The following is a 15603-nucleotide window of genomic DNA, read 5'->3' on the forward strand; positions in this document are numbered from 1 at the left end:
GATTCCACGCACACCCCTTGCTATCACACCCACAAAACTGCCTGCCCTAGCCTCAGTCCACTTGTTGCCCCGCCAAAAGTCGGGGGCTCCCTCTCTGCCTAGATTTTTCGTACCACCACACTGCCAATCGAGTAGCCTGCACCAAAGGAGCAGATCACCCCGGTAGCACCCGACTCGATATCATCCTGGTATTTGTGGAATGCGATGATCGATCCCGCCGAGCTGGTGTTGGCGTATTCATCCAAAATAATGGGCGCCTCTTCGGGAGCAGGGTCACGACCAAGCACTTTGCGCGCGACCAGGCTATTCATATTGATATTGGCCTGATGCAACCAGAGGCGCTTAAGCTCCTCTACTGAAACGCCCAACTCATCAATATGGTCAGTGATCTGCTGCGCCACCATCGGGCACACATCCTTGAAAACCTTGCGCCCATTCTGCACAAACAGCTTGTCCCGTGCACCGACACCGCGCTCATCGGCGCGGTTTAGAAAACCGAAGTTGTTACGAATATTGTTGGAGAACTGGGTTTGGAGCTTACACCCCAACACCTCAAACTGGTGATCCGAAACCGCCGTATCCTTGCGCTCAACCACCACGGCGGTTGCCACATCCCCGAAGATGAAATGGCTGTCTCGATCCGCAAAGTTGAGATGACCCGAGCAGATCTCAGGGTTGACCATCAGCACCACGTTAGCAGAGCCACCTCGTAGTGCATCCACCGCAGCCTGCAGGCCAAAGGTGGCTGAAGAGCAGGCGACATTCATGTCATAGGCATACCCGCCAGCACCCAGTGCATTCTGGATTTCGATCGCCATCGCAGGATAGGCGCGCTGCATATTGGAGGCGGCACAAATCACCGCATCAACCTCAGCGGCGGTGCGGCCCGCTCGCCGGAGGGCCTCGTGGGCTGCAGCAACCGCCATTTCGGCCTGTACCGAAAGCTCCTCGTTGGAACGCTCAGGGAGGAAAGGAGTCATGCGATCAATATCCAGTATGCCGGATTTATCCATCACATAGCGGCTGCGAATTCCCGAGGCTTTCTCAATGAAAGGCGCACTGGACTCGGCCATAGGCTCCCGCTCGCCCGCTTCGATTTCGAGGCGATGCTGCTCGTTAAAGCGTTTGACGTATGCGTTGAAGGATTCAACCAGCTCTTCGTTGCTGATCGACGCTGACGGCGTATACAAGCCGGTACCGCTGATTACTACCTCTGTCAAAACAATCCCCTTACATTCGCTTGCAACCTGTTTCGGGTCGACCTGGATCCCGCGTACCGCGTTGGCACAGTCGGCCATCGGGCGTACTAAAGTTTGGCTGATAATACCACAGCGCTAACAGCCCCCGGCAGAGTTTTTGTAGCGCTTTGTGATGCAGTGTATTCAGGGCTGCGGCAACTCCAGCCAGAGTTTGCGGAGCCGTTTGGCCGACACCGGATGGAGTGTTTTGAGGGGCTGGGCAAAAAGTGACACCCGATATTCCTCCAACATCCAGCGATAGTCGACCAGCTCCGGCACCAGTAGATGCCGGGCCTCGTACTGCTCCCTACGCTGTTCAAACTGGTCCCATAGGCTCGCCAGCTCTTCGGTACTGGCGCGATCCCGATTGAGCGACGCCCCCATTTTGTCGAGCCGGTAGAGCATCGCATCCAGATAGCGGGGGTACTGCTGGACCCACTCCCAAGGAGTCTGGCACAAAAAGCCAGGGTAAATGAGGCGCTGCAACTGCTGCTTGATATCCGCCAGGGAGAGCGCGAGGTCCAGTGAAATCTTCCCCTTCAGCTGCTTTTGCACCTGATGGCTGCGCTTAAAAGCCTCAGCCAGCAGTTGATCGTACTGCTGGGCCACCTCCAGCAGCTCCCCACGCTTTTGCAGCAGGTGGTTAAAGTCATGCTCATTTCGGGGAGGCGGGGTATCAGTGAGAAAACAGTGACCGATGGCTGCCAGCCAGAGATCCTCCTGCAGCTCCTTCTTGGATACCAGGGTGACCCCTTGCAGGGCGCTCTGGTCGAAGCAGGCGAGGTAACGCTGACCCTCCTTGACCTGCCTCGCCAGTGCCAGCATCAAAAGCCGGCGCACCCCTTGCCAGGACTGCGACTGCGCCAGCGCCTCATTGGGGGCAACCCGGATAGCGACACTGTCACCCTCATCGACCAGCGCGGGCCAGGCCTTAAGGGTGACGCCTGCCTGCTGGCGGGCGATCTCCCTTGGCAGGTCGCCAAAGTCCCAGCGTTTGAGGCCATCGCGCTCGATCCCCCCCTCCTCGCTTTGGCTGATGCTTTCCTGGGCCCGCTGCCCAAAACGTTGCTGCAGATCGAGCAGGTCACGCCCCTGCCCCAACACAGTCTCCTCATCGTGAACCCGAATATTAAACCGGTGGTGTCGATCGAGCGCCACCCCGTCCCAGTCCTCAGGCGATAGCCGAACCCCGCTCATTTTGGCCAGCCGTTCTGCCATCGCCTCGGTCAAGGGTTTATCGTCGACCACAAGCGAAGCCATCAGTGCATCCACGTAGTCGGGTACCGGCACAAAATTCTTCCGCAGCTGCTTGGGCAGCGCTCGAATCAGGGCGGTAATCTTCTCCCGCAGCATCCCCGGAACCAACCATTCCAGGCGGAAACGGGGCAGCCTCGGCAACAGTCCCACCGGCACCTCAAGGGTAACACCATCATCTTCCTCGCCCGGCGCAAAGTGGTAGGCGAGCGGCAGCTTCATCCCATCCAGCTCAATAAAGTCGGGGTACTGGGCTTCGGTCACCTGAGCCGCATCGTGCTGCATCAGGTACTCCCGGGTAAGGTAGAGCGCCTGTGGGTGGTCGCGCTCCAGCGCCTTGCGCCAGCGCTCAAAACTCACCGCATCGCAGATTTCGGCGGGGATGCGCTCCTCATAGAAGGCGAACAGCGTTTCCTCGTCCACCAGAATGTCCCGGCGGCGCGACTTGGCCTCCAGCTGGTCGATCTCCTGCAGCAAGCCCCGATTATGGTCAAAAAAACCGGCGCGGGTACTGAACAACCCCTCCACCAGGGCGCTTCGTATAAAGATCTCACGCGCCACCACCGGATCCACCTTGCTGTAATCGATTCGGCGGCGAGGAACAATCACAAGGCCATAGAGCAACACCTGCTCAAAGCCCATCACCTGCCCACGTTTTTTCTGCCAATGGGGCTCAAAGTAGTTGCGTTTAAGCAGGTGACCGGCCAAAGGCTCCAGCCACTCCGGCTCCAAGGCGGCATTGGTACGCCCATAGAGGCGAGAGGTTTCAACCAGCTCCGCGCAGAGCACCCACTTGGGGCGTTTTTTAAACAGCGCAGAGCCCGGAAACAGATGAAACCTTCGGTTGCGAGCCCCCAAATAATCGGATTCTTCGGTGCGCATCCCCACATGGCTGAGAAGCCCCGCCAACAGGGCCATATGAACCGCTCGGTAGCTGGCCGGCTCATCCCCGGCCCTGAGCCTAAAGCCCAGCTCCCGAACAGAGAGCAGCAGCTGACGGTGAAGATCCCGCCACTCCCGCATACGCTGGTAGTTCAATAGCCGACGGCTGCAGTATTTGCGCAACTGCCCCTGGCTCAGGGTCTGGCGCTGCTCCTCATAATGGCTCCACAAATTAAGGAAACCGAGGAAGTCCGACTCCTCGTGCCGATATTCGCGGTGCAGCTGATCGGCTAGCTGCTGCTTATCAGCGGGGCGCTCGCGGGGATCCTGCACACTGAGGGCCGCGGCGATCACCAACACCTCGTTCAACGATTGCTGACGCGCTGCCTCCACAATCATGCGTGCAATGCGCGGATCCACAGGCAATTGGCTCAGCTGTCTGCCCAGCTCGGTGATGCGCCGTTGAGGCGTCACCGCTCCCAACTCCAGCAGGAGGTTAAAACCATCCTTGATAAAGCGGCTATCGGGTGGATCGACGAAGGGGAAAGCCTCAATATCCCCCAGCCCCAGTTTCAACATCTGCAGGATCACCGACGCCAGGTTGGTCCTGAGAATCTCCGGATCAGTGAACTCCGGGCGGGCCAGAAAATCCTCCTCGTCGTAGAGGCGATAACAGACCCCCGAACGGACACGCCCGCAACGCCCTTTGCGCTGGTTGGCGCTGGCCTGGGAGATCGCCTCGATCGGCAGGCGCTGCACCTTGGAGCGATAACTGTAGCGACTGATACGGGCGTAGCCCGAATCGATCACATAGACGATACCCGGCACCGTCAGCGAGGTTTCCGCCACGTTGGTGGCGAGAATGACTCGCCTCCCCTTGTGAGGCTGAAAAATCCGCGCCTGCTCGGCCACACTCAGGCGCGCGTAAAGAGGGACCACCTCGGTATGACGTAGCTCAAGGTGACGCAGTGACTTTGCCGTGTCGCGGATCTCGCGTTCACCACTGAGAAACACCAGCACATCACCGGGAGCGGAACCCTGGCTTCGCTCCTCGCGCTCAATCTCTTCCAATACCGCGCTGATGCCCTGCTGCAGGTCCAGATCCTGGTCCCCCTCTCCGCCATCGATGAGGGGACGGTAACGGGTTTCAACCGGGAAGGTCCGGCCCGAAACCTCAATGATCGGTGCCCGGTTGAAGTGGCGGGAGAAACGCTCGACGTCGATGGTGGCCGAGGTAATAATCAACTTCAGGTCCGGACGCTTGGGCAGCAGCGTGCTCAGGTAGCCCAACAAAAAGTCGATATTGAGGCTGCGTTCATGGGCCTCATCGATAATCAGCGTATCGTAGCGGTTGAGGTAGCGGTCGTTCTGGATCTCCGCCAACAGGATCCCGTCCGTCATCAGCTTGATGTGGCTACCGTCGCTGACCTGGTCGTTAAACCGCACCTGATAGCCCACCGCCCCTCCCAACTCCGAACCCAGCTCCTCAGCGATTCGACCGGCCACCGAGCGCGCGGCGATGCGGCGGGGCTGGGTATGCCCGATGAGGCCATGTACCCCGCGCCCCAACGCCAGGCAGATTTTGGGTAACTGGGTGGTTTTGCCCGACCCGGTTTCTCCGGCCACCACCACGACCTGATGGTCACGAATAGCCTCGGCGATCTCCTCCCAGCGCTGGCTAACCGGTAACGAGAGGTCAAAACGGGGGGTTGGCAGGCTCGTCTGGCGCGCACCCGCCAACGCCAGCGAACGTTCGAGGCGCCGATGCCAGCTATCGGGCAGCGCCCGCTTCTCACGCCGGCACTGGTGCAATTGGCGTCGCAAGGGGTGGCGATCCGCCAGCATCGCCCCATCGACCATCCGTTGCAGCTCTGCCGCTGTTCTATTCACACTCTGTCCCATAAAAAAACGCCCCGCTCAATGGCGGGGCATTCTATCAAAAGCCGGACCGGCGGGTTAACCGAAGTCGCGGGATTTAGCTTGCGGACTTCATTTTGCCCAACTCCTCGTCCCGCAACTCACGGCGCAGGATCTTGCCCACGTTGGTGGTGGGCAGCTCGTTGCGAAACTCCACCATCCGGGGCACCTTATAGCCGGTCACGTTTTCGCGGAAGTAGGCAATCACCTCCTCCTTGCTCAGATTCGGGTTGCTCGATACCGCGAAGACCTTGATCGCCTCACCGGTCTTGTCATCGGGCACTCCAATCGCTGCACACTGGACAACATCCGGGTGTTTGGCCAGCACATCCTCAAGCTCGTTGGGGTAGACGTTGAAACCAGACACCACAATCATATCCTTCTTGCGGTCGACGATCTTGACGTAACCATCCTCCTGGATGGTGGCGATGTCTCCGGTCTTTAGCCAGCCGTCGGAGGTGATGGTTTCAGCAGTGGCTTCGGGACGCTGCCAGTAGCCCTTCATCACCTGAGGGCCACGAACGCACAACTCGCCGACACCGCCAATGGCGACATCATTACCCTCGTCGTCGATCAACTTGAGATCAGTGGAGGGAACCGGAATACCGATGGTGCCCACCTGATTGGCCCCCTGGGGGTTGATGGTGGCGATCGGAGAGGTTTCGGTCATGCCGAAGCCTTCGAAAATCTCACACCCGGTCACCTTGTGCCAGGTGTCGGCGGTTGCCAGCTGCAGCGCCATGCCGCCCGAAAAAGTCGCCTTGAGGCCAGAAAAGTCGAGCTGGCGGAAGTTGGGGTTGTTGCACAGACCAACAAACAGCGTGTTAAGGCCGACAAAGATGTTAAAGCGATAACGCCCCAACTCCTTGATAAAACCGGGCAGGTCACGGGGGTTGGTGATTAGGAGGTTATGCCCCCCGATAATCATCATCACCATGCAGTGGAAGGTGAAGGCGTAGATGTGATAGAGCGGCAACGGCGCCACTGCCAGTTCGCCTTCGCCCAGGTTGGCTCCCATCAGGGCCTTGGCCTGCATCATATTGGATACGATATTGCGGTGAGTCAGCATCGCCCCCTTGGCGACCCCGGTGGTACCACCGGTGTACTGCAGTACGGCCACATCATCAAAACCGACCGACACAGGGCTGAAATGGGCCTCACTACCCAACTTCATCACTTTGGTAAAGGGGACCGACTGGGGCAGCGAATAGGGGGGCACCATCTTCTTGACCCGCTTCACCACCGTATTAACCAACAGGCGCTTGAGGGGGGACTGCATATCACCCACCTCAGTGACGATCACATGCTTGATGCTGGTCTTGGGAATCACCTCTTCTGCCAGGGCGGCCATATTGGCCAGCACCACCAGCGCCTTGGCGCCAGAGTCATTGAACTGGTGCTCCATTTCACGGGCAGTGTAGAGAGGGTTGGTGTTGACCACCACCATGCCCGCCCGCATCGCACCAAACACCGCAATCGGGAACTGGATCAGGTTGGGCATCTGTACCGCGATGCGGTCGCCCGGCTTGAGATCAGTGTGGTTTTGCAGGTAAGCGGCAAAATGCCCGCTCAATGTGTAGAGCTCCTCGTAGCTGATGGTTTTACCCATATTACTGAAAGCAGGCTGGCTGGCGAACTTGCGGCAAGATTCGTCCAACACATCCAGAATGGAACCATAGGGATCCGTACTGATCTCAGGGGACACCCCGGCGGGGTACTTATCCGCCCAGAAGTTTTCACTCATATCTGCTCTCCTCACCAACTCGATCATTATTGTTGTCGCGCTCTGTTGCAGGGCCGCCCTGCGCTGCTTTCCGCTAATAGCAGTCGCGTTTGCGAGCGTACGTCCGACATCGGCACTGAATATTCCGGCACGGAGATTACCAGCTTTCCCCACCGGCTAATAGTCCAAACTCCCATAAAAAACAGGCAAACTTCCTGAAAATCGCCCATTACAGGCAACGACTTGAGTGCGCTGGCATAACGCGCAATTATACCCCTTCAAGCCGTTAACAGGAGCCTCTATGAGCTGGCACCCCCTACAACTGGAGAGCGAATCCTCCCATCCTATCCCGCTTTACCGCTGGGATAGACCCAGCTCCGCCCGGGCGGTGGTCCACATTACCCACGGCATGGCGGAGCACAGCCAGCGCTACGGGGCGCTGGCAAAGCAGCTACAGGCGGAGGGCTATCAAGTGGTGGCCCATGATCACCGCGGTCATGGCACCTGCGCCTCCCCTCACCAGGGCCATTTTGCAGATGACCAGGGATGGTCCCTGGTGTGCGAAGACCTGCGCCGGGTTCATCGCTGGGTAGCGCAGGAGTTCTGCGGTTTGCCCCTGTACCTGCTGGGCCACAGCATGGGCTCCTACATCAGCCTCGGTTACCTGATGCGCGACCCCGAACCTCTGGCGGGGGTCATACTGTCCGGCTCCAACTATGGATCGCCCACCCTCTATCGCATCGCTCGCGGGGTCGCACGGATCGAGCGCTGGCGCCTGGGGGCTCGCACTCCCAGCCTGCTGATGGACCGGCTCGGTTTCGGTAGTTTTAACCGCGCTTTCAAGCCCAACCGAACACCCTTCGACTGGTTATCTCGCGACCCCGAGCAGGTGGACCGCTACCTCGCCGACCCGCTCTGTGGTTTCCCCTGCAGCAGCCAGCTGTGGATCGACCTGCTGGGGGGGCTACTGGAGATCTCAAGCCCCATGCGGTTAACGCAGGTACCCAACCTGCCGCTGCACATCATCGGCGGCGAAGAGGACCCGGTCAGCGCCCCGCGAGGTCTGCACGATCTCTACCGGGCCCTCAAACAACCACCCCGTGAGCAGGTATCCATCAAGCTTTACCCGGGAGCGCGTCACGAACTCTTCAATGAAATCAACCGCGACGAAGTGGTCAGCGAGCTGCTTGATTGGCTATCATCCACTCCCACTCTCTCTGCTAGCTAAGCCTTTCCAAGGAGCCCCCATTGTGAGCAAACTGACCAACTACACCTTCGACGAACTCGCGATCGGAGACACCGCCACCTTCACCCGCACTCTCGAAGAGAAAGACCTGATTCTGTTCGCAGCAGTATCGGGGGATATCAACCCGTTACACCTGGATCCGGAGTTCGCCAGCACCACCCCGTTCAAGGAGCGAATTGCCCACGGAGCCTGGTCCGGCTCACTGATCTCGGCAGCCCTGGCCAACGTCATGCCAGGCCCGGGAACCGTCTACCTTGGGCAAAGCCTCAAGTTTCAACGCCCGGTCAAGTTGGGTGATACCCTTACCGTCCAACTGGAGGTCAAGGAGAAGCAAGAGAGGCGCAACCAGGTGACGTTTATCACCCAGGTGGTCAATCAGGAGGGGAAAACCGTGGTCAGCGGCGAGGCCGAGGTGATGGCCCCCAAGGAGAAGATGACCCTGGAAGCCCCCGCCTTGCCGCCAATCAGGATCGGCTGAGCGCGCCCGCCACGCAGGCGCACTGAATGCCCGGTCAGGCGCCGGGCATCTCCAGCGGCTCCGGGGAGATCACAATACCGTTGTTGTCCGAGTAGAGGTAATCCCCCGGGCAGAAGGTCAGTCCCGCAAAGGTCACGGGAATATCCAGATCCCCAATATCCCGCTTATCGGTTTTCATCGGGTGGACCCCCAGGGCCTTGACCCCGATATCGGTCTGCGCGATCACATCCACATCGCGAATACAGCCGTACATTACAATACCCTGCCAGCCGTTGCTGGCGGCCTTTTCGGCCAGCATATCGCCGAGGCAGGCGCGACGCATCGAACCACCGGCATCCACGACCATCACCTTGCCGTGTCCGTCCTGCTCGACCAGCTGCTTGACCTTGGAGTTATCCTCGAAGCACTTGACGGTGACGATTTGTCCGCCAAAGGAGCGCTTGCCGCCATAGTTGTTAAAAATCGGGTCAGCCACTTCGACCAGCTCCGGGTATTCATCACACAAATCGGGGGTTACGTACTCCACCTTAGTCTCCAAAGGGTATTTAAAAGCGGGGGTAAAGCCCCCCGGGTGAATGTATCGAAGCGGGGCCCGCCAACGGCAGGCCCCACCACCAGCATCAGGAGAGTTCCTTATCCGCCAGGTAGAACCAGGTTTCCATAACCGAATCCGGGTTCAGGGAAACGGTATCGATCCCCTGCTCCATCAACCACTTTGCCAGGTCGGGGTGATCAGAGGGACCCTGGCCGCAGATACCGATGTATTTCCCGGCTTTCCTGCACGCCGCAATGGCGTTGGCCAGCAGCACCTTAACCGCTTCGTTACGCTCGTCGAAGAGATGGGCAATGATGCCCGAGTCGCGATCAAGCCCGAGGGTCAGCTGGGTCATATCGTTGGACCCTATGGAAAAACCGTCGAAGTACTCCAGGAACTGCTCCGCCAGCAAGGCGTTGGCCGGCAGCTCACACATCATAATCAGCCGCAGCCCATTTTCTCCCCGCTTGAGCCCTTGCGTCTCCAACAACTCAACTACCCGCTTCGCCTCACCCACGGTGCGCACAAAGGGCACCATCAGCTCGACGTTGGTCAGCCCCATCTCATCCCGGACCCGTTTCATCGCTTTGCACTCAAGGGCAAAGCAGTCCCGGAAGCTGTCCGAGATATAACGGGACGCCCCCCTGAAACCCAGCATGGGGTTCTCCTCCTCGGGCTCATACAGGCGCCCCCCGATGAGGTTGGCATACTCGTTGGATTTGAAATCAGACAGGCGAACAATCACTTTCTTGGGTGCGAAAGCCGCCGCGATGGTGGAGACCCCTTCAACCAGCTTCTCAATATAGAACTCCACGGGACCGGGATAGCCGGCAATGCGGTCGTCGACATTGGCCTTGATGTCCGCCGGTAGTGAGTCATAGTTCAGCAGTGCCTTCGGGTGAACGCCGATCATGCGGTTAATAATAAACTCCAGGCGGGCCAGGCCGACCCCTTCGTTAGGAATGGCCTGGAAGTCGAACGCCCGGTCGGGATTACCCACATTCATCATAATCTTGAAGGGCAGCTCGGGCATGGAATCGACGCTGTTTTTGCGCAGCTCAAACTCCAGGGCACCCTCATAGATCAAGCCGGTATCCCCCTCGGCACAGGAGACGGTCACCTGCTGATCATTCTGCAGTCGGGAGGTGGCGTCGCCACAACCCACCACCGCGGGAATCCCCAGTTCACGGGCAATAATGGCGGCGTGACAGGTGCGCCCACCACGGTCGGTAACGATAGCGGAGGCGCGCTTCATGATCGGCTCCCAGTCGGGATCCGTCATATCGGTCACCAGGACATCACCCGGCTGGACCCGGTCCATCTCACTGAGGTCATAGATCACCTTGACCGGCCCACTGCCGATACGCTGGCCTATACTGCGCCCTTCAACCAGCACCGTGCCCCGCTCCCGCAGCAGGTAGCGCTCCATGGTCGCTGCATGGGCGCGACTCTTAACCGTTTCAGGACGGGCCTGCACGATGTAGAGTTTTCCGTCGTCACCATCACGGGCCCACTCCACATCCATGGGGCGTCCATAGTGGCGCTCTATGATCAACGCCTGGCGGGCCAGCTCCTCCACCTCCGCATCGCTGATACAAAAGCGCATACGGTCACTCTCGGGAACATCGACGGTATCGACCGAGCGGCCTACGCTGGCCTGCTCGCCGTAGACCATTTTGATCGCCTTGCTGCCCAGATTACGGCGCAGGATGGCCGGTCGGTTGGCCTCCAGCGTCGGTTTATGGACATAGAACTCATCGGGATTCACCGCTCCCTGCACCACAGTCTCACCCAACCCGTAGGCCGCTGTAATAAAGACCACATCGCGGAAACCCGACTCAGTGTCGAGGGTAAAGAGCACGCCAGAGGCGCCGGTTTCACTGCGCACCATACGCTGGATGCCGGCGGAGAGGGCAACCAGTCGATGATCGAACCCCTGGTGTACCCGATAGGCTATAGCGCGATCATTGAAGAGGGAGGCAAACACCTCCTTCACCGCATGGATTACATTCTCCAGCCCGCGGATATTGAGAAAGGTTTCCTGCTGGCCCGCAAAGGAGGCATCCGGCAGGTCTTCAGCCGTCGCTGAGGAGCGCACGGCCACGGCGAGGTTACTATTACCCTGTTGCAGGGCTGCAAAGGCCTCCTCGATCGCTTGTTCCAGCTCGGGCTGGAAGGGCTGATCCATGATCCAAGCGCGAATGGTCGAACCGGCCACAGCCAGCGCATTCACATCGTCTACGTCCAGCTCATCCAGCAGCTCGTGGATACGCTGGTTAAGACCGCTTTCTTCAAGGAACTCCCGATAAGCGTCCGCCGTGGTGGCAAATCCCCCGGGGACACTAACCCCGGCGCCCGACAGATTGCTGATCATCTCACCAAGGGATGCGTTTTTCCCACCGACGACTTCAACGTCGCCCGCACCCAGTTCTTGTAGCGGTAATACATAATCGATCAAGGTGGAACCTCCGGTGATGCGCAGAAAATGTGGCCCACACCGATACTGCGGGTTGCTGGCCACTGCAGGCGCCTGAGTATACCTCAAGGGGAGGTAATTTCACCCTGCGGTTGATACCTACGTACAACTAGCGACCCCGGAATCCGGTCTTTGTACCGCAGGCGCTTTTTGCCTAAGATGGCGCTTTCGCTATAGGAGCCGGACCCTGTATGAAGCGGTACGTATTTTTTATCTCCGACGGAACCGGCATCACCGCCGAGTCCTTCGGCCAGAGTTTGCTGGCTCAGTTCGACCATGTAGAGTTTGATCGCCAGACCCTGCCCTACATCGATACGCCCGCCAAGGCAGAACAGGTAGTGGCCAGAATCAACAGCTGCGCCGCCCAACAGGGAATCCCGCCGCTGGTATTCAGCACTATCGTTGATGAAGCCATCGCGGCCATTGTCTCCAAGGCCAACGCACGCCAACAGGATATCTTCGCGACGTTTCTAGCCCCTCTGGAGCAAGAGCTGCAGCTGCACTCCTCCCACGCCATTGGCAAAAAGCGTAAAATTGACGAGAACACCCACTACTCTGAGCGCATCGACGCCGTTCATTTCGCACTGGACAATGACGACGGCGCCCGCACCCGTCATTACGACAAGGCGGATATCATCCTGATTGGGGTCTCACGCTGCGGCAAAACCCCTACCTGCCTCTATCTGGCCCTGCAGTTCGGCATTCGCGCCGCCAACTACCCGATCACCGAAGAGGATATGGAGGACTTTCGCCTCCCAGCCCCGCTGCACCCCTATCGCCACAAGCTGTTTGGGCTCACCATCGAGCCCCAGCGGCTGGTGGCCATTCGCAGCGAACGACGCCCCAACAGCCGTTACGCCTCCCCTCGGCAGTGCCAGATGGAGATTGCCGAGGTCGCCCGCCTGCTGGAAAAGGAGCGCATCCCCTGCATCGACACCACCCATTTTTCAGTCGAGGAGATCGCCACCCGCATCATTGCCGATGCAGGCATTGCCCGCCGCCTGAAATAGCTCGCCGGGGGCTACTGGCAAGGGCTACTGCCCCCAAATGGCCTTTTTTCCCTGGGCAGATGGGGCGCGATGAGTGAGTCGCCAGCAACGATGGATTTTGGGGTTACGGGCGAAATCCGGGTCCAGGGTCTGGGGACTGATCTCCTCCACCTGATAACGCTGGCTTACCCCCTCATCGAGCTGGAAACGACGGAAGTTGTTGGAAAAATAGAGTACCCCATCCTGGGCCAGCGACTTCATCGCCGCGTCAATCAATACCACCTGATCCCGCTGGACATCGAACACCCCCTCCATACGCTTGGAGTTGGAGAAGGTGGGAGGATCGATAAAGATCAGGTCAAAGGTCTCCCTGTTATCACGAATCCACTCCATGCAGTCGGCCCGTACCAGCTGATGGCGTTCGCTGAAGCCGTTGAGCGAGAGATTTTTACGGGCCCACTCCAGGTAGGTGGCCGACAGGTCGACACTCACCGATGATCGCGCCCCTCCGTGCGCCGCGTGGACTGTTGCAGCGCCGGTATAGCAGAACAGGTTAAGGAAACGCTTCCCCTTAGCCTCCTGGCCGATCCGGCGCCGCATCGGCCGGTGATCCAGAAACAGGCCCGTGTCCAGGTAGTCGGTCAGGTTGACCAGCAGGCGACACCCGTGTTCGACCACCTCCAGCTGCGCCCCCTGTCGGTCCTGGCGCTGGTACTGCTCCTTGCCGCTCTGGCGCTTGCGCTCCTTGAGCACTATGCGGGTGGGATCCACCTCCAGCGCCTCCGGGATAGCAGAGAGCAGCTCCCTGAGGCGCCCCGTCGCCTTGTCCGGATCAATGGACTTGGGTGCCTGGTACTCCTGCACGCAAACCCAATCCCCGTAAAGGTCCACCGCCGCCGAATACTCCGGCATATCGGCATCGTAAACCCGGTAACACTGCAGCTCCTCACGCCGCACCCACTTGGCGAGTTGGCGACGATTCTTGCGCAGGCGGTTCGCCACCATCTGGGCACCTGCGCTCAGGGGCGCTGCTCCGCTCACCCCCTGGGCTCCCGCTTCAGCACCCTCTCGCCCGCGGACAAACCACTCGGGGTCGATCTCGAACATCAACAGGCGTGTGGGCAGGGCCCCATTGAAATAGCTGTATTGGCGCCTCGCCCGAATCCCCATCCGCTTGCCCAGCTCGGGGTTACCGGTCAACACCGCCCCCCGCCAACCGAGAAACTGCTCCCGCATGGCACTCCCCAGATAGCGGTAAAGATAGAGCAGGCTCGCCTCCTCCCCCAACCGTTCACCATAGGGGGGATTAGTCACCAGGAGACCAGGAGTTGCCGCCAACTCCGGACGTTTAAGGGTCGCCAGCTCAGCCACCTGGAGCTGGATACAGTGCCCCATACCGGCGCGTTGGATGTTGTTCTGTGCACGCTGTACCACCTTGCCGTCACCCTCGAAGCCAGTGATTGAAGCGCGATAGCCCTCAATACCGCGAGCCTGGCGCTCAAGGGCCTCCTCGCGCACCCGTTGCCAAACCGCCGGCACATGACCTTGCCAGCCGTGAAAGCCAAAACGCTCCCTGGCCAGGCCAGGAGCCGTATCGGTGGCCATCAGGGCCGCCTCAATCAACAAGGTCGCAGAGCCGCACATGGGGTCAACCAAACTCCCCCCGGCAGTGGCCAACTCGGGCCAGCCGCAGCGGTAAAGTACCGCGGCCGCCAGGTTTTCCTTTAAGGGTGCCGCCCCCGCCTCTTTGCGATAGCCGCGCTGGTGCAGGCTTTGCCCAGAGAGATCAATCGATACGATGGCATGCCCCTTGGCCAGCACCAGGCTGACCCTCAGGTCGGGATTCTGCCGATCCACAGAGGGGCGCTGGCCGCTTCTCTCACGCATCTGGTCCACAATCGCGTCCTTGGCTTTGAGTGCGCCAAAGTGGCTGTTGTTGATCCCCTTGACCTCACCCCGACAGTCCACCCGCAATGATCCGGACGGGGCCAGGTGCTCGGACCAGTCCACAGCGGCGACTCCGCGGTAGAGATCATCCCCGGACTCGACGGCAAAGCGGGTAAGGCGCAGCAGAATACGGTTGGCCAGTCGGGACCAGAGACAGCACCGGTAAGCCACCTCCACCGGCCCCTTAAAGGAGACACCGGCCACGGTCTCGCGGGCCTCCTCAGCCCCCAGCGACAGCAGTTCCTGCAACAGCTGGCCTTCCAGACCCTTGGGACAGGAGGCAAAGAGATCTAGGGGATGGGTCATGGAGGGTACCTGTGAAAAAGGGGCGCATGATAAACCAGAGTAGGCGCCGGTGCGAACAAAGAAAAAGGTCACTCACTCAATGGAATTGCGTCACAAAACAGATACAAATCATAACACAGTGGCTGCATCGACCGGGCTCTGTGAAGCCCCACTCATAATTTGCGGGCCACTCCCGGTAGTATCACCTCAGGTTAATCGCAATGCATAGATAAGCCCGCAGGTGCAGCACCATGAAAACCCAAGCCCTCAGCATCCTCATCGCCACTTTCCTGATGGCCTCTGCTGCCGTCAAGGCGGAGACTCTCGGTAACAGCCTGCACCCGATGCTTAACCTGTCCAATCTTGAGAGCGCGCCAGCAGCCAACGACCTGAGCGATGTAGCACCCAACAGCATCCGCCTTAATCCCAATACCGGCCTGAGCCTCGAATACACCAGCATCGACAGTGACTACGAGATTCAGGACGAACTTCTTGGCACCATTATGCAACTGCGTATAAAACTGGTTTCAACCTTTTAATTCAATAATTTACATAAAACACTTAACTTTCAGTCGAGATTTATCTCCCCACTTTGAATAAGCTTGTGCGAATTTATTCGCAATCAATTCTCGA

At 59.2% G+C, this 15603-nt stretch carries 10 protein-coding genes; 4 read left to right on the forward strand and 6 right to left on the reverse strand.

Translation table 11 applies throughout. The annotated features are described in order from the left end of the window. Window positions 1–98: 98 nt before the first annotated feature. The 3 genes from D0544_RS07040 to D0544_RS07050 form a co-directional block, all read right to left on the reverse strand. Window positions 99–1220 carry a beta-ketoacyl-ACP synthase III gene (locus D0544_RS07040; RefSeq protein WP_125015270.1) on the reverse strand — a complete coding sequence of 374 codons (1122 nt, stop codon included), beginning with the start codon at window positions 1218–1220 and terminating at the stop codon, window positions 99–101. A 162-nt stretch (window positions 1221–1382) separates the two neighbouring features. Beyond that, window positions 1383–5264 carry an ATP-dependent RNA helicase HrpA gene (gene hrpA / locus D0544_RS07045; protein WP_341538847.1) on the reverse strand — a complete coding sequence of 1294 codons (3882 nt, stop codon included), beginning with the start codon at window positions 5262–5264 and terminating at the stop codon, window positions 1383–1385. A gap of 85 nt (window positions 5265–5349) precedes the next feature. After that, on the reverse strand, window positions 5350–7035 hold the full coding sequence (locus D0544_RS07050; protein ID WP_125015272.1) for an AMP-binding protein: 1686 nt from the start codon (window positions 7033–7035) through the stop codon (window positions 5350–5352). A gap of 280 nt (window positions 7036–7315) precedes the next feature. Between D0544_RS07050 and D0544_RS07055 the strand changes: the two genes are divergently transcribed. Both D0544_RS07055 and D0544_RS07060 read left to right on the forward strand, forming a co-directional pair. Then, window positions 7316–8242, forward strand: a complete 927-nt coding sequence (locus D0544_RS07055) for an alpha/beta hydrolase (protein WP_125015273.1) — start codon at window positions 7316–7318, stop codon at window positions 8240–8242. 22 nt (window positions 8243–8264) lie between these two features. Then, a complete protein-coding gene (locus D0544_RS07060) occupies window positions 8265–8738 on the forward strand; it encodes a MaoC/PaaZ C-terminal domain-containing protein (RefSeq protein ID WP_164880862.1) in 474 nt (157 codons plus the stop codon). A gap of 34 nt (window positions 8739–8772) precedes the next feature. Here D0544_RS07060 and rraA read toward each other — a convergent pair whose 3' ends face one another. Both rraA and ppsA read right to left on the reverse strand, forming a co-directional pair. Beyond that, window positions 8773–9264: a ribonuclease E activity regulator RraA gene (rraA, locus tag D0544_RS07065; RefSeq protein WP_125015275.1), complete on the reverse strand. Its 492-nt coding sequence runs from the start codon at window positions 9262–9264 to the stop codon at window positions 8773–8775. Between the two features lie 94 nt (window positions 9265–9358). Beyond that, window positions 9359–11731: a phosphoenolpyruvate synthase gene (ppsA, locus tag D0544_RS07070; RefSeq protein ID WP_125015276.1), complete on the reverse strand. Its 2373-nt coding sequence runs from the start codon at window positions 11729–11731 to the stop codon at window positions 9359–9361. A 209-nt stretch (window positions 11732–11940) separates the two neighbouring features. On the opposite strand from ppsA, the gene ppsR reads away from it, so the two are divergent. Further along, window positions 11941–12759 carry a posphoenolpyruvate synthetase regulatory kinase/phosphorylase PpsR gene (ppsR, locus tag D0544_RS07075; RefSeq protein WP_125015277.1) on the forward strand — a complete coding sequence of 273 codons (819 nt, stop codon included), beginning with the start codon at window positions 11941–11943 and terminating at the stop codon, window positions 12757–12759. Window positions 12760–12783: 24 nt separating this feature from the next. Here ppsR and rlmKL read toward each other — a convergent pair whose 3' ends face one another. Beyond that, window positions 12784–14991, reverse strand: a complete 2208-nt coding sequence (gene rlmKL, locus D0544_RS07080) for a bifunctional 23S rRNA (guanine(2069)-N(7))-methyltransferase RlmK/23S rRNA (guanine(2445)-N(2))-methyltransferase RlmL (RefSeq protein ID WP_125015278.1) — start codon at window positions 14989–14991, stop codon at window positions 12784–12786. A 230-nt stretch (window positions 14992–15221) separates the two neighbouring features. Between rlmKL and D0544_RS07085 the strand changes: the two genes are divergently transcribed. Then, window positions 15222–15509, forward strand: a complete 288-nt coding sequence (locus tag D0544_RS07085; RefSeq protein WP_125015279.1) for a hypothetical protein — start codon at window positions 15222–15224, stop codon at window positions 15507–15509. The last annotated feature ends 94 nt before the right edge of the window (window positions 15510–15603 follow it).

Origin of the sequence: Aestuariirhabdus litorea (assembly GCF_003864255.1) — a bacterium.
Lineage (GTDB): Bacteria > Pseudomonadota > Gammaproteobacteria > Pseudomonadales > Aestuariirhabdaceae > Aestuariirhabdus > Aestuariirhabdus litorea.

Bases quoted from the DNA above. Each gene is read 5' to 3' on its own strand.
- ppsR (WP_125015277.1), top strand. From the start codon at position 11,941: ATGAAGCGGTACGTATTTTTTATCTCCGACGGAACCGGCATCACCGCC.
- rlmKL (WP_125015278.1), bottom strand. From the start codon at position 14,991: ATGACCCATCCCCTAGATCTCTTTGCCTCCTGTCCCAAGGGTCTGGAA.
- D0544_RS07055 (WP_125015273.1), top strand. From the start codon at position 7,316: ATGAGCTGGCACCCCCTACAACTGGAGAGCGAATCCTCCCATCCTATC.
- D0544_RS07050 (WP_125015272.1), bottom strand. From the start codon at position 7,035: ATGAGTGAAAACTTCTGGGCGGATAAGTACCCCGCCGGGGTGTCCCCT.
- D0544_RS07085 (WP_125015279.1), top strand. From the start codon at position 15,222: ATGAAAACCCAAGCCCTCAGCATCCTCATCGCCACTTTCCTGATGGCC.